This is a genomic window from Faecalicatena contorta (assembly GCF_001404335.1).
Taxonomy (GTDB): domain Bacteria; phylum Bacillota; class Clostridia; order Lachnospirales; family Lachnospiraceae; genus Faecalicatena; species Faecalicatena contortus_B.
The window spans coordinates 33632-57984 of sequence record NZ_CYZU01000022.1 but is presented as its reverse complement, the minus strand read 5'-3'; the positions used below and the strand labels follow the sequence as shown (position 1 = coordinate 57984).

24 protein-coding genes and 5 pseudogenes are annotated in these 24353 nt (G+C 39.9%); all 29 read left to right on the top strand.

What is annotated here, in order from left to right:
• Window positions 1–63: 63 nt before the first annotated feature.
• The 29 genes and pseudogenes from aph(3')-IIIa (at window position 64) to ARB69_RS12355 (ending at window position 24350) form a co-directional block, all read left to right on the top strand.
• The gene (aph(3')-IIIa, locus tag ARB69_RS12485) at window positions 64–858 is read left to right on the top strand and encodes an aminoglycoside O-phosphotransferase APH(3')-IIIa (RefSeq protein WP_001096887.1); all 795 of its coding nucleotides are present in this window, start codon (window positions 64–66) and stop codon (window positions 856–858) included.
• A gap of 275 nt (window positions 859–1133) precedes the next feature.
• Window positions 1134–1265: pseudogene (locus ARB69_RS28475) on the top strand (HTH domain-containing protein); the annotation flags it as partial.
• Window positions 1266–1340: 75 nt separating this feature from the next.
• Window positions 1341–2086 (top strand): annotated as a pseudogene (locus ARB69_RS28470) (helix-turn-helix transcriptional regulator).
• 110 nt (window positions 2087–2196) lie between these two features.
• The gene (locus tag ARB69_RS27695) at window positions 2197–2640 is read left to right on the top strand and encodes a hypothetical protein (protein WP_161793102.1); all 444 of its coding nucleotides are present in this window, start codon (window positions 2197–2199) and stop codon (window positions 2638–2640) included.
• Window positions 2641–2651: 11 nt separating this feature from the next.
• Window positions 2652–3563 carry a cation diffusion facilitator family transporter gene (locus tag ARB69_RS12465; RefSeq protein WP_044822753.1) on the top strand — a complete coding sequence of 304 codons (912 nt, stop codon included), beginning with the start codon at window positions 2652–2654 and terminating at the stop codon, window positions 3561–3563.
• Window positions 3564–4043: 480 nt separating this feature from the next.
• A complete protein-coding gene (locus ARB69_RS12460) occupies window positions 4044–4670 on the top strand; it encodes a TetR/AcrR family transcriptional regulator (RefSeq protein WP_044822752.1) in 627 nt (208 codons plus the stop codon).
• Window positions 4671–4698: 28 nt separating this feature from the next.
• Window positions 4699–4758 (top strand): annotated as a pseudogene (locus ARB69_RS28465) (hypothetical protein); the annotation flags it as partial.
• 33 nt (window positions 4759–4791) lie between these two features.
• Window positions 4792–5508, top strand: a complete 717-nt coding sequence (locus ARB69_RS12455) for an SAM-dependent methyltransferase (protein WP_044822751.1) — start codon at window positions 4792–4794, stop codon at window positions 5506–5508.
• A 282-nt stretch (window positions 5509–5790) separates the two neighbouring features.
• A complete protein-coding gene (locus ARB69_RS12450) occupies window positions 5791–6450 on the top strand; it encodes a phosphatase PAP2 family protein (RefSeq protein WP_044822750.1) in 660 nt (219 codons plus the stop codon).
• Between the two features lie 14 nt (window positions 6451–6464).
• A complete protein-coding gene (locus ARB69_RS12445; RefSeq protein ID WP_235665152.1) occupies window positions 6465–7088 on the top strand; it encodes a helix-turn-helix domain-containing protein in 624 nt (207 codons plus the stop codon).
• Between the two features lie 69 nt (window positions 7089–7157).
• A pseudogene (locus ARB69_RS12440) lies at window positions 7158–7568 on the top strand (ester cyclase).
• Window positions 7569–7638: 70 nt separating this feature from the next.
• Window positions 7639–7830 carry a DUF4177 domain-containing protein gene (locus tag ARB69_RS12435; protein WP_003434344.1) on the top strand — a complete coding sequence of 64 codons (192 nt, stop codon included), beginning with the start codon at window positions 7639–7641 and terminating at the stop codon, window positions 7828–7830.
• A gap of 23 nt (window positions 7831–7853) precedes the next feature.
• Window positions 7854–8047 (top strand): annotated as a pseudogene (locus ARB69_RS26040) (hypothetical protein).
• Window positions 8048–8195: 148 nt separating this feature from the next.
• On the top strand, window positions 8196–9176 hold the full coding sequence (locus tag ARB69_RS12430) for an AraC family transcriptional regulator (RefSeq protein ID WP_044822748.1): 981 nt from the start codon (window positions 8196–8198) through the stop codon (window positions 9174–9176).
• Window positions 9177–9659: 483 nt separating this feature from the next.
• Window positions 9660–10088, top strand: a complete 429-nt coding sequence (locus ARB69_RS12425) for an RNA polymerase sigma factor (protein ID WP_044822747.1) — start codon at window positions 9660–9662, stop codon at window positions 10086–10088.
• Window positions 10081–10308: a helix-turn-helix domain-containing protein gene (locus ARB69_RS12420; RefSeq protein ID WP_044822746.1), complete on the top strand. Its 228-nt coding sequence runs from the start codon at window positions 10081–10083 to the stop codon at window positions 10306–10308. Before ARB69_RS12425 ends, ARB69_RS12420 begins: the two co-directional genes overlap by 8 nt.
• A gap of 368 nt (window positions 10309–10676) precedes the next feature.
• Entirely contained in the window at window positions 10677–10823 is a 147-nt protein-coding gene (locus tag ARB69_RS12415) for an SHOCT domain-containing protein (RefSeq protein WP_044822819.1), read from the top strand.
• A gap of 72 nt (window positions 10824–10895) precedes the next feature.
• The gene (locus ARB69_RS12410) at window positions 10896–12833 is read left to right on the top strand and encodes a recombinase family protein (protein ID WP_242857588.1); all 1938 of its coding nucleotides are present in this window, start codon (window positions 10896–10898) and stop codon (window positions 12831–12833) included.
• On the top strand, window positions 12784–12987 hold the full coding sequence (locus tag ARB69_RS12405; protein ID WP_055153416.1) for a hypothetical protein: 204 nt from the start codon (window positions 12784–12786) through the stop codon (window positions 12985–12987). The genes ARB69_RS12410 and ARB69_RS12405 overlap by 50 nt, the downstream gene beginning before the upstream one ends.
• 44 nt (window positions 12988–13031) lie before the next feature.
• Entirely contained in the window at window positions 13032–13805 is a 774-nt protein-coding gene (locus ARB69_RS12400; RefSeq protein ID WP_055153414.1) for a hypothetical protein, read from the top strand.
• Window positions 13806–14381, top strand: coding sequence for a hypothetical protein (locus tag ARB69_RS12395; RefSeq protein WP_055153412.1), 576 nt, complete (start codon window positions 13806–13808; stop codon window positions 14379–14381).
• Window positions 14382–14410: 29 nt separating this feature from the next.
• Window positions 14411–14683: a hypothetical protein gene (locus ARB69_RS12390; protein WP_157355638.1), complete on the top strand. Its 273-nt coding sequence runs from the start codon at window positions 14411–14413 to the stop codon at window positions 14681–14683.
• Between the two features lie 410 nt (window positions 14684–15093).
• A complete protein-coding gene (gene hpdB / locus ARB69_RS12385; protein ID WP_174518409.1) occupies window positions 15094–17826 on the top strand; it encodes a 4-hydroxyphenylacetate decarboxylase large subunit in 2733 nt (910 codons plus the stop codon).
• A gap of 1 nt (window position 17827) precedes the next feature.
• Window positions 17828–18082, top strand: a complete 255-nt coding sequence (gene hpdC / locus ARB69_RS12380) for a 4-hydroxyphenylacetate decarboxylase small subunit (RefSeq protein WP_055153408.1) — start codon at window positions 17828–17830, stop codon at window positions 18080–18082.
• 64 nt (window positions 18083–18146) lie between these two features.
• Complete coding sequence (locus ARB69_RS12375) at window positions 18147–19427, top strand: MFS transporter (protein ID WP_055153406.1); 1281 nt, start codon at window positions 18147–18149, stop codon at window positions 19425–19427.
• 186 nt (window positions 19428–19613) lie between these two features.
• Window positions 19614–20579, top strand: coding sequence for a 4-hydroxyphenylacetate decarboxylase activase (hpdA, locus tag ARB69_RS12370; RefSeq protein ID WP_055153404.1), 966 nt, complete (start codon window positions 19614–19616; stop codon window positions 20577–20579).
• A gap of 121 nt (window positions 20580–20700) precedes the next feature.
• Complete coding sequence (locus tag ARB69_RS27915) at window positions 20701–21417, top strand: LuxR family transcriptional regulator (RefSeq protein WP_050640617.1); 717 nt, start codon at window positions 20701–20703, stop codon at window positions 21415–21417.
• 3 nt (window positions 21418–21420) lie between these two features.
• Window positions 21421–23448 carry a sensor histidine kinase gene (locus tag ARB69_RS12360; protein ID WP_055153402.1) on the top strand — a complete coding sequence of 676 codons (2028 nt, stop codon included), beginning with the start codon at window positions 21421–21423 and terminating at the stop codon, window positions 23446–23448.
• A gap of 17 nt (window positions 23449–23465) precedes the next feature.
• Window positions 23466–24350 (top strand): response regulator, encoded by an 885-nt coding sequence (locus ARB69_RS12355; protein WP_157355636.1) that lies wholly within the window; start codon window positions 23466–23468, stop codon window positions 24348–24350.
• Window positions 24351–24353: the final 3 nt, after the last annotated feature.

The window sequence follows — 24353 nt, the reverse complement described above, 5'->3', positions numbered from 1 at the left end:
CTTGTTATAATTAGCTTCTTGGGGTATCTTTAAATACTGTAGAAAAGAGGAAGGAAATAATAAATGGCTAAAATGAGAATATCACCGGAATTGAAAAAACTGATCGAAAAATACCGCTGCGTAAAAGATACGGAAGGAATGTCTCCTGCTAAGGTATATAAGCTGGTGGGAGAAAATGAAAACCTATATTTAAAAATGACGGACAGCCGGTATAAAGGGACCACCTATGATGTGGAACGGGAAAAGGACATGATGCTATGGCTGGAAGGAAAGCTGCCTGTTCCAAAGGTCCTGCACTTTGAACGGCATGATGGCTGGAGCAATCTGCTCATGAGTGAGGCCGATGGCGTCCTTTGCTCGGAAGAGTATGAAGATGAACAAAGCCCTGAAAAGATTATCGAGCTGTATGCGGAGTGCATCAGGCTCTTTCACTCCATCGACATATCGGATTGTCCCTATACGAATAGCTTAGACAGCCGCTTAGCCGAATTGGATTACTTACTGAATAACGATCTGGCCGATGTGGATTGCGAAAACTGGGAAGAAGACACTCCATTTAAAGATCCGCGCGAGCTGTATGATTTTTTAAAGACGGAAAAGCCCGAAGAGGAACTTGTCTTTTCCCACGGCGACCTGGGAGACAGCAACATCTTTGTGAAAGATGGCAAAGTAAGTGGCTTTATTGATCTTGGGAGAAGCGGCAGGGCGGACAAGTGGTATGACATTGCCTTCTGCGTCCGGTCGATCAGGGAGGATATCGGGGAAGAACAGTATGTCGAGCTATTTTTTGACTTACTGGGGATCAAGCCTGATTGGGAGAAAATAAAATATTATATTTTACTGGATGAATTGTTTTAGTACCTAGATTTAGATGTCTAAAAAGCTTTAACTACAAGCTTTTTAGACATCTAATCTTTTCTGAAGTACATCCGCAACTGTCCATACTCTGATGTTTTATATCTTTTCTAAAAGTTCGCTAGATAGAGTTCTATATTAGAGATGTAAAGAGTTTTGGTGAAGAGGTTTGTGAGTATGGCTTTTATAACCAGGGTGCAATGAGAAGCACTAACAGCAGCTAGCTTAAGAACGCATAGGATATACTTTTTATGGAAGTCACAGAGGAGGAATAAAATTTGAACAGGATTAACAGAGTAACCTCTATTCTTATTCAGCTGCAATCAAAAAAAATAATTCCTGCCAAAGAAATTGCACAGCGATTTAATATAAGCTTAAGGACAGTTTACAGAGATATCCGGACACTTGAAGAAGCCGGAATACCAATTGGATCTGAGGCCGGAAAAGGATATTTTCTTGTAGAGGGCTTCCTACTTCCGCCGGTAATGTTTACAGCGGCGGAAGTGGGTGCATTGATTACAGCAGGGAAATTTTTAAATTGCCATGGAGATGAATCATTTATAAAGGATTTTGATTCAGCTATGTATAAAATCAAATCTATTTTGAAGCATGGTGAAAAAAACTATGCACAGGAGTTGGAGAACAGTATTAACGTGTACAGCACATCTGGACAGAAAAATACATTGGCGGATAACGTTATTGCAGCAATTCAGACTGCAATCTGCAATAAAAGGGTAATATCAATTCAATATCCTGCATCAGGAGGGCAAGAACCGGAAAGCAGAATGATAGAGCCTATATCACTGGGGTTTTATGAACAGAACTGGTACTTAATCGGTTTTGCAGGCTAAGAAATGAATATAGGAATTTTCGTGTGGATCGGATTAAAAGCATTTGCATAGAAGAAGAGCTCTGTCAAAGCCATGATGGCTCTTTGGAACAAATATTAAAACAAATGCTTTCATATAAAAAACTATATAATGTAATTCTTAGAGCTGAAAAAGGGGAGACATACAATTCTATCAAGAACAGGTATTCTCTCGGCTTCCTTGAAGAAACCGATTTGGGAAGTAAAATGGAAATCGAATTCCAGACAGATTCCTTTGAGATATTGAGCAAGCAGCTGATTGAATATGGATCAGGCATTGAAATAGTCCAACCTGATGAATTAAAATGCATAACCCGTAAACACCTGGCACAAATTACGAATCACTGCCTAAACTTGATTTAGAGAAAGCGATTGGTCTGTTATGTATTTTTTGTAAGGTTTCATATCCCCTGCTGACATACAGCTGTCAGTGTATTATGATATTCTACTATCAAAAAGGAGGATTGAAAAATATGAAACCAAAGATAATTATGCACACACAAATTAGCCTTGATGGCCGCATTAAAGGCTTTGATAATCCGGAAGTTTACTACCAGGTTGCCGGGGGAATTCATTCGGATGCGGTGCTGTTTGGGTCCAATACTGTTTTTACTGCATTTGAAAAATATCCTGCTGAAACAGAGGCTGATTTTGAGAAAATCATAACAAGCCCGGAGGACCCCAGACCAATAGGAGTCATGGCAGTTACAAAACTAGCTGCACTTACATTGCTCGGAATACCAGCCCCCTTTTTTATTGATAGTTACTACCAGTTCGCGGTTGGCTTCCTTCCATCATTTTGGGTAGCGAAAGCCATGCAGAATGAAGCGGTTCTTTATTTCTCCATAGGATTGGTGGTAGCTTTAGTCTGGTACTACTTCCTTACAAAACGTCTGTTTCGGAAGCTGGCAGGATAAGGAGGCATATTATGGAAAAAGGTAGACTTCTGCAAAACAAAAATATGAATAAGGCTATTCAGGTTTCCAAAATTACACTAATCATCAATCTGAGTTTATCGCTACTTAAATTTGCTGCTGGATATATAGGAAAGTCAAGTGCTATGCTGTCGGACGCTGTACACTCGGCTTCTGATGTATTAAGCACAATCGTTGTGATGGTTGGAATTAAAATATCAGAAAAACAGCCTGATAGAGAACATCCTTATGGGCATGAACGTATGGAATGTGTGGCTTCCATTATTCTCTCTGTTGCATTGGCTATAACGGGTGCTGGAATAGGATATTCAGGTATCAAGAAAATCTTTTCAGGACAGTACAATACGCTTTCTGTCTCTAGTGGAATCGCACTTACGGCGGCAGTCTTATCCATTGTTATAAAAGAGTGGATGTACTGGTTTACAAGAAGTGCTGCAAAGCATACAAATTCTGACGCACTTATGGCTGACGCATGGCATCACCGCTCTGATGCACTCTCGTCGGTTGGTTCCTTAATTGGCATTTTAGGAGTGCGTTTAGGCTATGCTATTTTCGACCCTATTGCAAGCGTTGTGATTTGCGGTTGTATCTTAAAAGCTGCTTTGGACATTTTCAAAGAAAGCATTAACAAAATGGTAGACCATAGTTGTGACAATGCTACTGAAACAAAGATTAGGGAAGTTGTGCTTCAGCAGCAAGGGGTTGATGGTATTGATGAATTAAAAACCCGCATGTTTGGAGCGAAAATGTATGTAGATATTGAAATATTAGCTGATGGTAATTTAGCTCTTTATGACGCTCATAGAATTGCTGAGGGAGTCCATCAAACGATTGAAAACAACTTTCCACAATGTAAACATTGTATGGTACATGTTAATACGAATGAACTTCTCTATTCTGCATAGGACAGGGAAGATGATTTAAGACTATTGAAAGGGAAAGGGGGAAATAGGTTATGGAACAATACTGGTGGATTATCATTGTTGTGGTTTTGATTGTCGTTGGCTTACTTAAAATTGTAATTATGAAGAAGTATAACCAAAGGAGAAATTCTAACAATAGTCCAAAAGATAGCGAGGACGACAAGATGTATTAAGGTTTATTGAAATCTGTTATGTTGTAGAATGATGTTTTTAGATACTAGAAAGTGCTTTAAGGGGGCTAACGTTATGGAAAGCTTTGAGTACAATTCTTTCCAATAAACAGTATTTTGCATAGAGAAATGTATGTAGGAAATATGGTGCAAGGCATAAAGCACCAGCGATCGAGAGATCAACCTATGAACCAAAGGCACACTACATTTTATACTACTTGACAAGTAAACGAGCGTTTACTATAATGGTTTACAGAAGTAAACGTTCGTTTACTAAAGAAGGAGGTTGTAAATGTCTGACACAAAAGAAAATATATTAAAAATTGCACTACACTTATTTGCAGTGAATGGTTATGAGGCTGTTTCTGTTAGTATGATTGCGGAAGCCTTGGGAATGACAAAAGGAGCATTATATAAACATTATAAAAATAAGCAAGATATTTTTGACTGTATCGTAGAACGTATGTATCAAATTGATAATAAGCGAGCTAAGGAATATCAAGTACCAGAAAGCACAATAGTGGTAACCCCTAATGCATACAGAAATACAACTATTGAAAGTCTAACAACATTTACTTTTGCACAATACGATTTTTGGGTGACTGATGAATTTGCGTCTAATTTTCGCAAAATGTTAATACTAGAGCAATATAGAAATTTAAAAATGAATATGCTTTATCAAAAATGTCTTGTAAATGGTCCTATCAGTTATATAGAAGATATATTTAATGAAATGATTAAAAAAGGTGTTCTTCAAGAGTGTGATACAAAACAGCTTGCTATTGAATATTATGCGCCATTATTTCTATTGATAAGTGTAGCAGACGCAGTTGAAAATTGTTGGGATTTAAAATCTCAATTAACCACACATGTTAATCAATTTGTCAAGAAATATATTACAAATGAAAAAGTAAAATAATCCTTTATTCTGTCCTGAATGCAAACATAACTTTTTAATTTCAGCAGAGAAACTCAAAATGAATATTGTTATAAGTCACAAATATTAACTATTAAAATATTACAATAATGGAGATGAGAAAATGGAATATATTCGCAGTAAAAAATATTTTACACCCGACTTACAGACAAAAATTATGGGACCGAATCCTATAAAATTACAAGAGGAACTATTACAAAATCATAAAATCCCGTCTGGCAGCTATGTCTGTGACCTTGGAAGTGGACAAGGTTTAACTTCTGTATTTCTTGCAAAAGAATATGGATTTGTTGTTTTTGCAGTTGACTTATGGAGTGAGCCAAAAGAAAATGAAGAATTTTTCAAAAAAATGGGATTATCTTCTGCACAAATTAAATCTGTAAAAGCTGATGCCAATGAACTTAAATTTGAGAAAGAGTTTTTTGATGCTGTAGTAAGTACAGATTCATATAATTATTTTGGACGTGACCCTATATATTTAGATGAAAAATTGCTTCCATTTGTTAAGAAAGGTGGGTTTGTTTATATCACAGTTCCTGGCATGAAGAAAGATTGCCATGACAACCTTCCAGAAGAGTTATTGTTATCATGGACACCAGAAGAACTTGATTATATACATGATATAACATATTGGTCTAACATAATTAGTCATTGTAAGAAGGCAGATTTAATTTCAATATATGAAATGGAAAGTAATTCGGAAGTTTGGTCGGATTGGATAAAGCAAAATAATGAATATGCAATAAATGACCGTAAAGCAATAGAAGCTGGCGGTGGAGATTATCTGAATTTTATTGCTATAATTCTACAAAAAAAATAAATTCTTTAGAACCAGACACTATAATTTGCGTTCTAATATGTTTACCGATTGACATCAATAATTTTATCTTTGAGGGTAATGATTTGAAAATAGAAGAATACAAGAAGATACGAAATTGATAAATTAGAAATTGTAGGTCTGATGAATCAGGAAAACAAGTATTTGAAGGAATGATACGAATCGTATCATACATGTGACAGAGAGATTCTGTTGTTATTTTACGTTTTTTGATAACGTTAAATTGTCGAAAAGACAGATTAACTTTTGAAAGGACGTAGAATAATGAAAAAGAACGGAAAAAAGAATTTATTATTTGGAGTGATACTCCTTGCAACATTTGTAATATGGACAGCTTTGATTCAGATTGTTGATGTGCAGCCTCTTGGGCAGAATGGAACCAATATTGGATTTGCAACATTCAACTGCTGGTTTCATCGTTTGACAGGTGTTCATATGACGCTTTATACGATTACCGACTGGATGGGGCTTGTACCAATTGTTGTATGTCTGATTTTTGCAGGAATTGGACTGGTTCAGTTAATTAAGAGAAGAAGTCTTTTTAAGGTGGATTCAGATATCATCATTTTGGGTGTATATTATGGTATCGTGATACTGGCATATTCAATTTTTGAAATTATCCCAATTAATTACAGACCAATCTTAATTGAAGGAGTGATGGAGGCTTCTTATCCATCTTCTACTACTTTATTGATATTGTGTGTGATGCCTACTTTAATCGAACAGATTCAGCGTAGACTGACCTGTGTTACAACTAAACGAATTATTACGATTACAGTAATTGCTTTTTCAGTATTTATGGTTATCGGAAGATTGATTTCAGGAGTACACTGGTTCACGGATATTGTAGGTGGAGTAATTTTAAGTATGGGATTGTTTACTATTTATAAAGCAGTAGTTATGCTATCGACAAAGAATCAATAGAATAAGCAAGGGAGGTGCAGGTTTTGGAATTCCATGAAAAACTTCAGGAATTAAGAAAGAGCCGGGGATTGACACAAGAAGAACTGGCAGAGGCATTGTTTGTTTCCAGAACTGCTATTTCAAAATGGGAATCAAGAAGAGGATATCCAAGCATAGATTCATTGAAAGAAATATCAAGATATTTTGCAGTGTCTATTGATGATCTGTTATCAGGAGAACAGTTGATTACAATTGCAGAAAAAGAAAATAGATCCAATCTCAATACTATATGCGACTTATTATTGGGGTTTGTTGACTTATTTTCTTTGATGCTTATTTTTCTACCGCTGTATCCAAAACCGGTCAATGGATATATCTATGCAGTAAATCTCTTTGATTATGTAGATAATGATGTTTTGATTATTACAATCTATTGGGCATTGTTTATCGGCTTAACAATCGTTGGAATTGTAAAAATACTAATGGTCTATTTCAAATTAGAAAAGGGCAAAAGGGTAGTTAATTCATTGTCCGTTGGATTCAGTGTTTTTGCTGTTTTGTTTTTGGCGATGGTGAGAGAACCATATGCAATAGTAGTTGCATTTTTGCTATTACTTGCCAAAGGTGGGTTACTTTATAAACAAACCAAGGCAGGTTGATAAAGTAGTGTTTCTATAAATTCTAGTTTATAGAATTAAGAAAATCGAAATTTATTTTGGAGGTGTACCATGAACAATAAAGAGATTATAAAATACTTTTATGAGGTGGTTGTTTCAGAAAACTTGCTTAATGAGCTTCCACAATATATTTCAAAGGATTGCGTGTAAAAGGTTGGCGAAAACGAGATGTTTATCGGCATAGATGGAATGAGGCAACACCTTGAGGCTGTCAAAAAAACATATCCCGACTACACTATGAAAATTATTCGTCAATACGAAGCAGATGATTATGTTATTTCAGAATTTATTATGAAAGGGACTCATGTTGGAGATTTTTTCGGAATAACACCTACAAATAAGGTTTTGGAAATCACAGGAGTAGATATTGATAAAATTATAGATGGAAAAATCGTGGAACATGGTGGTGCTACAAATACTTTTGAAACTTTTTTTGAACACCATTTGATTAAGTCTGTATGAAATATAAATTCCAGTTTGTAAAAGTCAATAAATCCAAAGATAAATTTGTATTTGAAAGGAGTTTTGAAGAATGAAAAAATATGAGTATGTAGAAATTAACTATAATGCGAAAGGAGTTGTATTCCTTTGTACTGATAAACACAAAGAAATTATTGACAGTTACGCAAAAACGGGGTATCACTACGCAGGATTTGTACCCACAGAAATTGACGCAAAAGGCTGTATGCGAAAGATAGATTTAATTTTTGAAAAAGAAGATTAACTTATTTTAGGGAGTTGGTTCTAATGATAGGACTTAAAAAACGAGATATTAAAAAGCATTGAAAGCTGGTGCAAAAGCTGGCGGTTTATCGTATGCTGATGTACGAGCTGATATTGAAGCGACGATTGACGAAGCAATGAACAATACAGTTCCAATGGTCTATGATACGAAAAACATTAAAAGATATGTGATGAATTTATTAGATATGGCTCATTAAAAAGTACCAAAGAAATAAAAGTTACCATATAGACAAAATTGTTTTTTTATATCTTTTGATTTCTTATAAGATAATGGCATTGTGCGACAAGCTATACAAAAAAATTTCATGTATACTTTGATTATAAATTATACAAGGAGGTACTGATATGTACGCATATGAAAATATTGAAATGTCATTAAACTATATTGAACAACATTTAAGTGAGAAAATCGAAACAGAGAAACTGGCGGAAATTGCCTGTCTTTCTACATTTTATTACCAACGTTTGTTTAAAAGATTAGTTAAGAGATCAGTTCAAGAATATATCAAACTTCGTCGTTTAGCAATGGTAATAGCAGAATTGAATAATTCGGAGGAAAGAATATTAGACATAGCTTTAAAATATGGATTTTCAGACCATGCTAATTTCACAAGAGCATTTAAAGAAGTTTACCATATAACTCCAGATGAATACAGAAAGAATGTTCCTATGTTAAATACATTTGACAAGCCAGAACTTGCTTCACGTTATATCATGATTGATGAAAATGTTCCATTGATTGTAGGGAATATTGTTTTGGAGATTCAAAGGAAAACATTAAGAACAAGGGAAATGTATTTTGGTTTTGAAAAAACAGTAAATGTTACTGAACAAATTCCTGTTGGAGAAAGTACGGGAATTGATGTTCCAGGTCAGCTATGGCGTGAATTTCATGCAAAGAAACTGCAAACCGAAAGTGCCATTTTTAACAATGATATTGAGCTTGGTGTATCTCATTCAGCAAGTCCAGATAAAGGAACGTTCCTTTACTTTGTAGGAGGTATGGCTTCATCAATAGATGTATGTCCTAAAAATATGGTACAACACACATTACCAGCAGGTGAGTATGTTGTATGCAGAATTGAGGCAGAATCTTTTGAAGAACTTGTTACCACTGCTTTAAATCAAGCAAATAAGTATCTGTTTGAAACATGGCTTCCAAATCATAAATTGATTACAAAGCCGTTCATGGCAGAAAAATATTACAAAGGAAGTGCAGATATTAGTTATATGGAAATATGGGTGATTCCTGTGGAAACAGGAAATGCTGAAAATGAATTATCCAATGTCAATGGAAAAAAAGCAGAGAATTTATCACAATACTAGAGAGGGGAATGGACAAAAGTGGCTTATGATAGATATAAATTCTAAGAATAACCCATTTCAAGATGTATTGAGAATTATTGATATTTGTTATGCCCTAAAAGGTATAATTTCCTAATGAAAATATATCACACCTACTTTTGAATACCAACAATATTATTGTTGCAACAAGTGTCCCGTATAATTAGAGAAAACCAAGATTTTAGATATTTAACGCATTGCTTTGAGGGGGCTTGCATTATGGAATATTTTAAGAAATTTACAAAAATATCAAGGTCAATTTAGCAGTACAATACGTACAATTACAACTGAATATGCCAGAGCTTTAGCTCGCACAAACACTATGTTTTGTGCGGGTTTTTTTATTGCTGAAAATATTTTTAACTTTTTTCTAAAATCCTGCAACAAATCACACCTTGCCGTACAGATATGGTGCGGAAAGAGGGATAAACACTTTTCACGTCATAACGGAAAGGGGGTGTGGTTATGAAACCGTCGGACTTCCAAAAGACAGTACAATGTCAATTCGACTGCAAGCTAAAACGTGTAGTCAAGAACATTGTACGAAACTACCGAAAGGAATTAAGGCGACGCAGGAATAAGGAAATCTCATTCTGTGAACTTCCAGAAATCGTTGTTGAAAAGCTGGCTGTCTGGGACGAGTATGAAAGCGACTACATAGTTTTTGATGTATGTGGTATTGAAATCCGTGTACTTGATGATGAATTAGCGGACGCTCTCAAAGTTCTTTCAGAAAAAGACAGAAACATTGTATTGATGTATTTCTTTCTTGGCATGAGCGATGCAGAAATCGGTGACAAGATGAAAATTGACCGTTCAACATCATTTCGTATTAGGAAAAGTTCACTTGATAAAATCGGAAAAAAGTTAAAGGAGAACACGAAAAATGAATAAAACACACCCGTCATTTTATCTTATTTCGTCGGCTGTGGACGGCAATATAAATTCTATTGAGAAGCTATTGCAGTTCTATGAACCGTACATATCAAAATGTTGTTTACGTCCGTTCTATGATGAATACGGAAATGTCTGTGTTGTCGTAGATATGGAATTAAAAGGACGTATCAGAGAAGCTCTATTGAAGATGATTTGTGAATTTGAGATAGAGGAATAATCAGCAGTTGCCAGCAGAGCATGATTTGTCCAATTCCCCCTCTTTCCTGCTCTGCTACTGCTTAAAGAATGAAAGCAATATGTTTTCGACACAGCTCTTTGAAAACTGAATAAAGCAGACAGACACGTTTGTGAGATAGCGAGCCACGGGAACTGTACGCCATGACCTTTCCAAAAGAAAGCGAGCGACCCACACAGTGATCCGAGAGCGACTGTTGGAAAAGTCGTTTTGCCATGACCTATGCTCACAGAATAATGATACGTCCGCAAGGTGCGGTTCTGCCCACAAGAATGGGAATAGTTGAGATACTAACGGAGCTTTCCAAAGCCGTCTGTCTGCTTGGAAATTACAAGCAAGGGGGAATTTATATGGAGAAAAAACTAATACGATATAGTATGCAGATTGCCATGTTGAACCAACTTCTTGCCCGTAAAATGATTTCTGAAAAAGAATATGCTTTAGTAAAATCAAAACTTATGCAAGATTATAATATTGTTTCAGATATAACCGCTTGAATTGTATATTTGAATATTGTATAATAACACTACAAAAGGAATACAAAATGCAAATATAAAAGGAGTGGTTCTGTGAAAGAAGTAGAAGTAATCAAAGCAAGAAATGATTTACAAACTCGTACAAGGGGAAAAACGATTGAACTTATGCGTGTTGGTGCATATTGCAGGGTTAGTACAGATAGTGCAGACCAGCTAAACAGTTATAAGTCGCAGGTAGCCTATTATACAGATATGATTAAGAAGAATAAAGAATGGGTACTTGCGGACATATATGCTGATGAAGCAATCACAGGTACACAAGTGGCAAAAAGAGAAGATTTCCAGCGTATGATAAATGATTGTATGAATGGGGAAATTGATATGGTTATTACAAAGTCTATTTCCAGATTTGCCAGAAATACGCTAGATACTTTAAAGTATGTTCGTATGTTAAAGGAACGCAATATAGCAGTATATTTTGAAGATGAGAAAATCAACACTTTAACTATGGATGGGGAATTGCTTTTAGTTGTACTTAGTTCTGTGGCACAGCAGGAAGTTGAAAATATATCTGCTAATGTAAAAAAAGGTTTAAAAATGAAAATGAAACGGGGAGAGCTGGTTGGTTTTCAAGGTTGTCTTGGATATGATTATCACAAAGACACGAAAACAATTACCGTGAATGAAGAAGAAGCAGAAATTGTACGTTATATTTTTAATCGGTATATTGAGGGTGCTGGCGGTTCTGTTATTGCACATGAGCTTGAAAATTTGGGATATAAAACAAAGTACGGAAGTTCTACATGGGTACAATCAACAGTCATTGGTATTATCAAGAACGAGAAATATAAAGGCGATTTATTGCTAGGAAAAACCTTTACAGTAGACCCGATTTCAAAGCGAAGATTGGAGAATTTCGGAGAGGAAGATAAATTTTATATTCGTAATCATCACGAACCGATTATTAGCGAAGAAGTTTTTGAAAAAGCACAAGAAATTCTTGCCAGAAGAAATGTTAATAGAGGAAAGATTGGAGAGGGTAGCACAAAGAGAGAAAAATATAGTAGGAAATATGCTTTCAGTTGTATGCTGGAATGTGGTTTCTGCGGTGGCACTTTAACAAGGCGTAATTGGCACAGCAGTTCACAGTACAGCAAGGTTATATGGCAATGCGTAACGGCTACGAAGAAAGGAAAAAAATTCTGTAAGCATAGCAAAGGCATTCCAGAAACAGCTATTGAAGAAGCGTTTGTAGAAAGTTATCGTTTATTGTGTGATGATAATAAAGATGTTCTGGAAGAATTTTTGCAGAGAATGGACGATACGCTTAGTAGTAGTGTGGTGTCAAAACAACTTGCAAAAGCAGAAAAAGAGATAGGCGCATTAGAGAAGAAAAAAAGTAAACTTGTGGATATGCGTCTGGAAGAAATTATTGATAAGGAAACCTACGAAAGTAAATATGCTGATTTAGTAAGCAAACAAGAACAGCTTGTTGAAGAAAGAAAAAAATTACAAGAAACTTCTGATAATGAAAAAGACATAAAAAAACGTCTGAAAGAGTTTAAGAAAACTTTGGAACAGAATGAAGTTCTTGATAAATTCGACCGCTATGTGTTTGAAAGCATTGTTGAAAAAGTAATTGTAGGTGGACTTGATGAAAATGGAAATGTTGACCCTGCACAATTGACATTTGTTTATAAAACGGGCTTGAAGAATAACGTGGATGGTGCTAAATTTAAACCACAAAGAAAAAATGCAAGAGGACGACATAGAACTGAAGAATTGTGTTCACATGATAGCAACGAGGTTGATAAAATGTGTTCCGATAGTAGTAACGACACACATCGACGGCGTAGAAAATACGGACGAAGATTCCATCCTGCTTCCCGGCATCAGCATCATCAATGTACAGGAGAACGCGACCCATGTCGAGGCAACCCTGTTCAATCCGGAAGGCAACGGCTGCTATTTCAAATATACGGTGAAGCTCAAAGACACAGGGGAGGCGCTCTACACCTCCGGACTGATTGAACCGGGGAAAGCCGTCACGGAATTTGACCTTGACAAAAAGTTTCAGGCCGGGACATACCCGGTCGACATCATCGTGGAAACGATCGACCTGAAGGATCCGGAGATCATTTACAACGGGGGGACTATTGACGCACAGCTGAACGTAACAAAATAAGGGCATTCCCGAAAATAACCGGGAGTCCCTAAAAGGAGGAACACATGGAATACCCATACAGAGACATGGAGGGATTATCTGCAGAGATGAAATCCCGGGACGGCGGGGTCTGGAGCTATATCCCGGGGGACACATTTGACGGCACCGGGAATGACAAAGAAGATATGGTCTTTGGCGATGTAACCGGCGCGACGGGCAATACAAACCGGCGGTATATCAGTATGCAGCAGGAGCGGGAGCGGAAGACGATGCGGCTGTTCCGGTACAAATACAAGTTATCTTTCTTTGAAAAAATAATAGGCTATATCCCTGTTTCAAGCCCAAACGGGAAAGCAGGCTATGCAAGGATCAGGGTCAGGACAGCAGGGAAAATACTGGCCGTGGTTATCCTTCTGCTCACCCTGGCAGCCGGTGGGACCGCCGCCTTCTTACTGAACCGCGGCCCGGCCCTCGACGGCAGTGCCATCGCCTACCAGCTGCCGGACGGTGTTAAGAACACGGACCCGGATTCGATCCTCCTGCCGGGATTTGACGTCCTGGAAATGAATTACGCCACGCAGGAGGTGGAAGCGGCCCTGCTGAACCCGGAGGGGAATGAATGCTTCTTCAAATTCACCATCACACTTAAAAGCGACGGGACAGAATTATACCACACAGGCCTGATTAAGCCGCGAACGGCGGTAACGAAATTCAAAATAAACAAAAAGCTGGAAACGGGCGAGTACCCGATTGTCATCACGGTAGAAACATCGGACCTGAAAGACCCGGAAAGCTACTATAACGGCGGTGCGGTGGAAGCGGTCTTAGAGGTGGAATAGATGAAGGCGAGGAAAGCACTGGCTACGGTACCGGTTCTGGCACTGTTTCTGGCAGTGCTTGTTCTGGCAGGCGGATGCAGCGGGAAGGGAAAGGCAGAGGATACCGCTTATGCAGGTCCCGGCGGGGGGGCAGAGATAAACGGCGTTTCTTTCTCCATCGGGGAGATGGAAACCCGCAGTGAGATAAAACCGGAAGAACCAAGCGGCTACTACCATTATTATGAAGAACAAAAGGGCTGGAAATATTATGTCATCACCGGGCAGGCCGCCAACAAGGGGCCGTATACACTGAATGCGGAAAATCTGGCTGTAAACGGGACACACGGTAAGAAAAGCTACGAGGGGCGACTCCTTTTTTCCAACCCGGAAAAGAGTGAATTTATCAAGGAAATCAAAGCGGATGAGGAACTGGAATTTTATTTTATCCTTCTGGTAAAAGATAAAGACCTGCTCCCGGACAAACTGGAAATCTGCTACACAAACGATTTTAAGGCACCGAAGGAAGACCGGCCATATGACAAACTGCTGATCTGGACGCTCCCGCAGCTGCCTATCCCATGCAGGGTGCAGGAATAATACAAACGGAATACGGAAAGGATAAAAAATTGAAAACAGATCTAATAGAAAGTATAGCAGAAGCATTTGGAATCTATATCAGTGATCTGAAACAGGAGCAGATCCGGATGCAGACCCTTGCCTATATACTGGAGTGCAGCGGGTACGAGATAACCGAATGGAATAAGCTGATCAATTACATATTTGGGTTAAAATGTGAGTTTAATGATGAGAAGGAAGCAAAGGACTTTTATATTAAGCAGATATGTTCCAATTTGCATTCAGCAGGCGGCAGCGCCGGCAGGAAGGATTTGCCAACTTAAAACAGGGACCTAAGCCTGTCCTTCGGCCGGATATGGCCGCCAATGGCATGATATCCGCTTTTATAAGGCGGACCGCCTGTGAGACGGGCGTCCCGGCGACCGAAGTGAAATAACAGAAACTATATAATAAAAAGCAGTCACTTATATATATTATAGTGGCTGTTATTTTTTTACGGTAAGATTCATTATCAAGGCCAAAGCCGTGAGACACACCAATCCTCCCACCTACATCCTTTTTAAGCCCTCCGCCCGAGAAAAGAACTAAAAAAGTCTGAGTCCCCCTAAAAATACTCCCGAAAAGAGCCCCCTGGTCAATAGGAAACCACGGCCTTTTATACTATGATAATAATATATCAAACAGCCCCTATAAGGCTGCAGACGACGATTATTTTCAAAAGGAGGAGAATTGTATGGACGCTATTGAGAGAGGAAAACGGCTGGAAGAGATTCTGGCAGAAAAAGGAATGTCAATGGGTTTAGCGTACGGCAGTGATGACTTACAGCAATCAGAAGAGATTGTCGACAGAGAGATTAAGCTGGAAAAAACAAAACGTGCAGAATACTTAATGGATCTGTATTACCAGGCATTTTCAAGCGCAAGTGTTGAGTTCCCTTACTGGTACAGCAGAAAGTTTGCAGAATGTGACGGAGATGTGCTGGAAGTCCGCCGTGCAAAAGCGCTTGCATGCGCATATGCTCATTCTACCCCGAGTATTTATCCCAGAGATTTACTTCCGGGCGGAAAAACAGATTATTTAAGAGGCGGTTTTCCAATGCCATGGCTTACCAATTCATTCTACCTTGCAAAAGAAGATGAATTGAAGAGTGCGGCGGCAAGTGGAACGACGGCAATTGATGAGATTGCAGCGCTTGGAACCGGAGGGGGAAACGTAACCAAGAATCAGGGAAAAGTTGTTTCTCTTGCAGGCAAATTCGGGATCAGGGCGGAAGAAGTGCCGGTACTTACGAAACTGGCGAGAGAGTGGGCCGGAAAATCGGTAGAAGACCTTGGCCTTGCGTATGAGAAGATGATGTCTGACTATGAAGACAAGGCAAATATCATGAAGAGCGTTCTGGTGTTCTGTGACAGCGGCTATACAATTCCGCAGGGACGTGAAGTTGCAAGCTACTATTTCCCGCTGGAATATGGAATTGACGGAATGATCAGATTCTGTGAGGAAAAGAAACTGGAAGTTGCCGGTTATGCGGACGGCGATGGAATCCTTGGTATGAAACGCCTGTATTTCTACGAGGCGGCACGCATTGTTTTAGGCGGTATCCAGCAGTTCTGGATGAATTATGTGAAAGAATTGAGAACCGTTGCTGAGATCGAGCCGGATGCAGCACAGAAAGAAGAGTATCTTGCACTTGCAGATCAGATGGAATGGATCGCCCGCAATCCACCGAGAAACTTCAGGGAAGCACTGCATCTTACCTATCTGATCCATATTACGGTATTGAACGAAGATGCAATCTCAGGATACTCTCCGGGACGTCTCGGCCAGGTGCTTTATCCGTATTTTGAAAAAGATATTGCAGATGGAACTATTACAGAAGAAGAAGTCATCGAGCTTCTGGAAGTACATCGATTCAAATTCAGTACCATTGAGCTGTTCGCAAGCACAGGAATCTCGGGCGGTATATCAGGCAATACATTTAATAACCTTTCTGTGGGAGGCCTTGATAAAGACGGCGCACCCTGTGGAAACAGACTGGAGTGGCTTATTCTTCATGCGGGTATGACAAATCAGTCTCCACAGCCGACTTTATCGGTATTATATGATGAGCGGCTTCCGAAGGACTTCCTGATTAAGTGTGTGGAATGTACCAAGACAGGGGTTGGATACCCGGCATGGATGAATAACCGGGTTGCCATGGACTTTATGATGAATCAGTACGGCGCAGAAGGAATGACGGTATCAGAAGCACGTGCAGTGGCAATCGGCGGATGTCTGGAGACCGCACCGGGCTGTTTCATGCCTCTTCATTTTAACGGAAAGACACACTATATTCCGGCAGGTGCAAGCCAGACAACTTCGGTAGGCGTACACTTTGTATCGAATCCGAAGATGATCAATATGGTATTGTTCAACGGTGTGGACCCAAGAACCGGCATACAGGTACTCCCGCCGCACAACAGAGAACTTAAGACCTATGAGGATTTTTGGGATCAGTATAAAAAGTATTATGCTAAGACATTGGAACCGACTGTAAAAGCGGGGAATATCCAGCATGACATCTGGCGTGACAGAAATATGTCTATTGTAAACTCCCTGTTCAAACCGGACTGCCTGAAGAACGGACATCATATCGGACATATGGGAACCAGATATAATGCAACCTATAATATCGAGTCCTGCGGTACGATCAATATGGTTAACTCACTCGCGGCATTGAAGAAACTTGTTTATGAAGATAAAAAGTATACGCTGGATGATTTCAGAGATGCCATCAAGGAAAATTTTGGTTTCTATACAGCAGTGGAATCAAAAGCATTCTCACTGGGCGAGCAGATTAAAAAACCAGATGTTACAAAATATGATGAGATTCATGGTGACTGCCTGAAAGCGCCAAAACATGGAAATGATGAGGACTACGTAAAAGAGATTCTGAAAGAGTATGAAGACTGGTTCTGCGATCTCTGCAATACATACGAATCTCTGTATGCTAAACCGATGTATGCATGTCAGATTTCCGTGGCGCTTCATGCAGCAGTGGGTATGGCAACATTTGCAACACCGGACGGACGCCTGTGCAACACAGCATTTGCAGATGGTTCTATGTCTGCATATCCTGGTACAGACCGGAAGGGACCATATGCTTTACTGGCTTCCGGATGCTGCTGGGATCAGAGTAAATCCCAGAATTCACAGATTAATATGAAATTCCATCCGAACGCAGTACGCGGGCTTGACGGGAGCAAGAAGCTACTAACCATGATTTCAGCATTTATGAATAAGGGCGGCTTCCATGTTCAGTTTAACATTGTTGATTCTAAAATGTTAAAAGAGGCGCAGAAACATCCGGAGACAAACCGTGATTTGTTAGTCAGAGTTTCTGGATTTACACAGTACTGGGTAGAGACAGGCAAACCGGTTCAGGACGAAGTAATTGCCCGTACAGAATTTGAAGGAGGTATCTGATATGAGTAAACATAGTGATTGTAAAAACTTTGTTCAGTTTGATGTATTTAAAGGCTTTTGTAGAAAAAATGGTGGTTTTGTGTTGATCGATACCGATATCTGTCCGGCTTTTGCAGAAAAAGCAAAATGCAGGAACTGCAGCCATTTTTGTGAGGTGAATGAAGAGGGGATCGGCATGTGCAAAGGGCTGGAGTCTGAATACTGGGCATACGAAGATATGGATGCTAAGACATGTGAAGGATATGAGACAAAATAGATAATTGAGGTTATCTGACCATGCAGGCGCTAAGGCGCCTGCATCATGAAAAGGGGGCTTATATATGAATGAGAAGTCAAACTCTAAAAACTATGGTTTAATGGTAATTGCGGCAGCTTTTCTTGTTTATTTTGTGTTTTTTGGATATCGCAGTGCGTTCTCTGTCTTACTTACCCCAATGACAACGGATATGGGGTGGGATACAGCAAGTGTAACGGCAGGGTATTCTATCATGATGCTGATCTATGCGGTTGTGTCTTACTTTTCCGGGCTTGTTTTCAGTAAATTCGGGCCGAAGTTCTGCTTTGGTATCGCGACGGTTGCCGGATTTCTGGGGTATTTCGTTACAAGCTATGCCAATTCCTATATGATGTATCTGCTTCCATATTCTATCTTTGCAGGTACCGCAACAGGTATGCTTTTTGTTCCCGCAGTGTCAACGATCAGAAGCTGGTTTATCGGAAATGCCTATGGGAAAGCGTTCGGGTTTGCGGCGGCAGGCGCATGTATCGCACAGGTAATACTGACACTTGGGCTGAAAGCGGTTCTCCTGACAATGGACTGGCGTGTGGCGATGAAGCTGCTCGGTGCTGTTGCGCTGGTACTGTTATTGATAGCTACGCTGATTACGAAACAGGCGCCGCAGTCATATGGCATGGAACCAAAAGGTGAGATGATCGGCGGTAAGAAATCCGCATCAGAAACGGCTGGTCACGCATGGTTAGTAAAAGAAGCATTTTCAACATATTTTGTATGGGGGTCAATTCTGTCCTTCTTCTGTTCCTGCTTCTCTGAATTTCTGATCTGGTCACAGCTGGTCCGCTACTGGCAGACAGACGTCGGCCTTTCTATGGGGACGAGTACGAATCTTTATGCCTTTGTCGGACTTCTTGGTTGTGTATTCGCACCGCTTCTCGGAACCTTCTCCGATAAGTATGCAGGCAGAGTCGGTGACGAGACAAAAGCAAGGAGAATATTAATGTTCTTTGCGGCTGCAAGCGGAGTTCTCGGTATGATCTGCCTGCTGGCGGGTAAGACCTCCATCTTTATTACGATTGTTGCATGTATCTTCTTTGCAGCATACTGGCAGGGAATGCCGGGGCAGGTTACAGGATATATGGGATCTATATTCGGAAGAAGTTTCCCGAAAATCTGGGGACTTGCCACTCTCATCATTATGGGTATCGGACCTGCAGTTGGCAGTTACCTGGGAGCAAAATTATACGATGTATTCGGATCCTATAAGGTGTCGTTCATCGTGGCTACTATTATGTTTCTTTTATCTGCGATCTTTGCATTCACACTACCTAAAAATGCAAAATTGCCGGATAAGTTAAAAAAATAAGTTGCCAGTACATCGTAAAATAAGTAACTGACTCATAAGCTGAGATAAAGTTTCGAGAGTACTGCTCCACAAACGCAGGGGTAGTGGGTTACGATGAGACTTGTGGAGCAGTGCTATCGGAAATTTAGGTCTGCTTAAATGGCAGTTAATTATTATATGATGTACGAGTGTTCAGGAGGGATTGTTATGGAGAAGAAGGGTTTAATATTTGACATACAGGGATTTTCTGTACATGACGGTCCCGGAGACAGAACTCTTATATTCCTAAGCGGCTGTCCGCTTCGCTGTGAGTGGTGTGCGAATCCTGAGGGGAAAAAGCTGAAACAGAATCTGTTATTTACTTCCGGCAGGTGCAAGGCAGTGCAGAATCAATGTAAAAGCTGCGTGGCTGCGTGTCCGCGCGGCGCGGTTACTATGGATCCGGAAAGCGGGTTACCGAAGATCCAGCGGGCGCACTGTGTCGACTGTAAAGAGTATCCGTGCACGAACGCGTGTAATTATGAAGCGCTCCGGGTGTCCGGCACGTATTACACACTGCAGGAACTGATGGATGTGTTAAAGCGGGATAAAGATTTCTGGGGAACCGACGGGGGAGTTACCTTTAGCGGAGGAGATCCTTTTGTGCAGTGGGAATTTCTTTTAGATGCATTAAAGGAATGTAAGAAAAATAATATGCATACGGCAATTGAGACGTCTGCTTATACGGATGAAAACATATTCTTAAAGGTATTAGAGTATATTGATTTTGCTTTTGTAGATATCAAGAACATGGACTCACAGGCACATAAGGCAAAGACAGGTGTGGGCAACGAAGTTACATTAAGAAATCTCAGGGCGCTCAAAAAAAGCGGCTGGAACGGAAGAATAATCCTAAGGACACCAATTATTCCAGGATTTAATGACAGTGTGGAAAATGCCGAAAAAACAGCAGATTTTATGAATGAAAACGGCTTTTTTGAAATCAATCTTCTGCCGTTCCACAGACTGGGGACATCGAAATGGGAGCAGCTTGGCACGGTATATAAGTATAAGCATCAGGAAGCATTGTCAAAAAAGGATTTGGAATACCTTCAGGATGTGTATTTCGATAAAGGAATTGCCTGTTATCTCGATACGGATATCGTATATAATTTATCTGCCATACAGAAGTAAAATTTCATGAAATTAAAAGAAAGGAGCGGAAATCCAGATTGCTATTATTGATAACAATCTGGATTTCTGCTATATTTGTTGTATAACTTTGTAACCGTATCTAAACACAGAAAGGTGTCATATGGATAAAATTGCCTTAAGGTGGCTTCAGTCTATTGGAAAAGAACAAGTACAGACCTTTCAGGATAATTTTGCGGCAAGTTACAATATCAGCCTGTGTCTTCTTTCGATAGATGGAGAACCTCTGACTGTCTGGTCAAATGAGTCTTTGTTATGTTATAAGCTTCAAAAAAATAATTCCACAGAATGCATTTCCTACAGAAAAGAGTCTATTGCGGCTATGCTTAAAAAGAGGGAACCGATTATAGAGTACTGTTACACAGGCCTGGCTTACTTTTTGTATCCGATATTTTACGATCATGACATTATTGCTTTTTTCATCGGCGGCATGGTTTCGCTTTCAGAAGAAAAAAATGAAATTTATGAAAAGTTTTCTGTTAATTATATGAAGAAATCTGACCTGGAGAATATTCTAACGTTTCTCTCCAGTATTCTTGCTATGATCCATATGCCGGAAGCGGCGGATGGTTTCGCAGCTCACAACAGTCACCTATACACGCAGCTGATGAAAAAATACGGATTAACGGAGCGGGAAATAAGCATCATCGATTATTTGATGAAAAGAAAGAGCAATCTCGAGATTGCCGAAAGTCTTTTTATAAGTGAAAAGACTGTTAAGACACATGTAAGTAACATTATTAGAAAGATGAATGTAAAGAATCGGATTGACGTAATGCTGGCTTGTCAGGAACTGGATGCTGAGGAAATAACGAGGTGACCCATGTCTATTAATAAAAGGCTCATTATCTTTAATTCTGTAATTATGATCCTGTCTATGCTGCTTGTCCTGCTGGTTTCCAATCGCGCGCTGAATAAGATGCTGGATAATTCTGTAAAGAATTATCTGAATACATCAGTGTACGCGGCAATGGAGATTCAGGATGCCCGTTTGAATGAGATGGAAAAAGGTGCGTCTCTAATTATCCGTTTAGATGATGTCAAAGAGTTTTACCAGGCGGGGAATCAGGTGCAGCTTGCCGCAAGTTTATCTGACTTAAAACAAGAATACGAGTATCTTGATCTGGGCATATTCGTGGATGCATCAGGCAATGTATTGGCACATATGGAAGAAAACGCGGATCGTGCGGGGAAGATATCGCTCCCATATATAGAGCAGGCCCCGGGACGTGTGATCAAAACACAGTGCGTGGCAGACCTGCGCGATATATTTGAGAAGGGAAGCGGTCTGGCAGAAAACTATGCCGTTACGCTGGAATCCACAGGAGCGCTCAGTTATGACGGCCTTGTGGCAATTGTAATTTTCCCTGTCAAAGACTCGGAGGGGCAGGTACTGGGATATCTGTTGCTGGGGGATATCATTAATAAGAACAGTTACTATACTACAGAGTACACGGGGATTATTCCGGATTCTTATCTTACCATATCTCTCAATGATCTGAGGATATGTACCAACATTTTTTCGGAAGATAAAAGTGATTATACAGGGACAACAATTCCGGATATTACACAGGGGACAAAGACGGGGAATGAAATCTATTTTGGTTCAGAATATGCGCCGATCGGCGATAATTATTACTTTCTTTATAAACCTCTGAAGGGATATTTTGATGACTTTCAGGGATATCTCAGTGTGGGGATTCCGGAAACTATATTTGTAGAGATGCTTTCTGTGAACCGGAAGATTGTAATCACGGTAATCTGTATCACATTTTTTATTATCCTGGTATCCAGTATTCTGTTCGGAAAGAGTATCACGAAACCAATCCGGGCAAGTGCAGATATTGCACGGAATATCTGCCGGGGAGATTTTAAAGTGGTGCACGGCTATGGGAATATGAATAATCAAAGCCGTGAAACGAAGGAACTGCTGGTTGCAATGGAAGAAATGGCTGAAACTCTGTATCGAAACAAAATGGACATTGAGCAGTACATAGACGAGCTTGTGAAAAAGCATCAGGAAGCAGACAGCCTTTCCCAGCAGCTGCTGGAGATGAATTCTACTCTGGAACAAAAGGTTGACGCAAGAACGATAGAACTCCAGCAGACGATTGAAGAGCTGAAAGAGTCAAATCAGGTGAAGTCGCGGTTCCTTGCAAACATAAGCCATGAACTGAAGACGCCGCTGACCGGAAGTATTAATGCATCGGAACTGCTGCTGGATGAACTTTTCGGTACGCTCAATGAACGGCAGACCAAATATGTAAAAAATATATGGCTCTCCAGCAACCAGTTATTACTTTTGATCAATGATATCCTGGATCTATCCAAGATAAATGCAGGGAAACTGAATGTGAATCCTGTAGAATGTTTTGTCAATGAGGTTTTGGAAGAAGCAATCGGCATAGTAAAAAGTACCACATATAAGAAATCCATCGAACTGATTACATCGGTGTCACCGGATGACCTGGAAGTATGGGCGGATAAGAAGCTTCTGAAACAGATTCTATATAATCTGCTGTCCAATGCGATCAAGTTTTCTCATGAGAACGGTACGGTCACTATTTCAGCAAAGAACGTCAATTGTCCGGATAACGGCAGAAAGTATGTAAAATTCTGTGTTTCGGATAGGGGTATAGGAATAGATGAAAAGGATTTGAAACGGGTATTCCTCGAATTTGAACAGACAGATAATTCTTATTCAAGAGAATATGGCGGAACCGGCCTTGGACTGCCGTTATCAAAGAAATGGGTGGAGGTTCAGGGAGGGAAGATAGAATTGCACAGTAAAGTGAATGTAGGGACAGAGGCCGTCTTCTATCTTCCGGCAGCGGAAGAGCAGGAAATATAAATATGGGGGCGCATGAGATGGAAAAAATTCTTGTGATAGATGATAATGAAGTGATTTGCGATATGCTGTATGATGTACTGAATGAGTGGGGGTTTTGTACCGAAAAAGCATATCAGGGAATGAAAGCGCTGCCGCTTGTGGATGAGTTTCAGCCGGATCTGGTATTGCTGGATGTTATGCTGCCCGGCATGAACGGTTTTGAGATATGCAGACGAATAAAATCCGACCCGGAGAAAGAACATATTGCAGTTATTTTACTTACGGTATTAAGCGATGTAGGCGACAGGATGCAGGCGGTCAATGTGGGCGCCGATCTGTTCCTGAGCAAGCCCGTGAATTACAAGGAACTCCGAAAGCAGATCGGATATCTGCTGGGGAAGAAAAAGAGGCTTGCAGACATGGAAAAGGCGGAGAGTGTGTGTCAGTTCATTTTAAACCTGGTGCGGTATATGGATTCGGAATTATACAGCCAGGCCAAAGAAGTGAAAAGATATTGCGACCGTCTGCTGCATATTTTAAACTTTTCAGAAAATGAAAGAGTTGAAATTGAACTTGGAATTGCGTTTCATGTATTTGGGGAATTTGTAATGTCTCATGGAATAACAAGGGATGAGCTTGAAGACATGATTGCACCACTGAAGCTCTCAGGGCGGATTGTACCATATCTGAGGGATGAGCAGAGCGAAACGTTCATTGATCCGGACCTGAAAAATGTAAAAGTGCTTCGGATTGTTGAGAAGTTCTGTGAGTTTAAGCGGGAAGGGAAAAACAATGAGGAGGCGTTGTCCGCCCTGGCGGTCATGGTGCCCAGGGCGGATAAAGAGCTGCTGGACGGACTGAAGCGCCAAATCAGTGCAGAGAAATTTATGGAAAATTTAAAATCCGGGAAAGAGAGTCTTTGAATA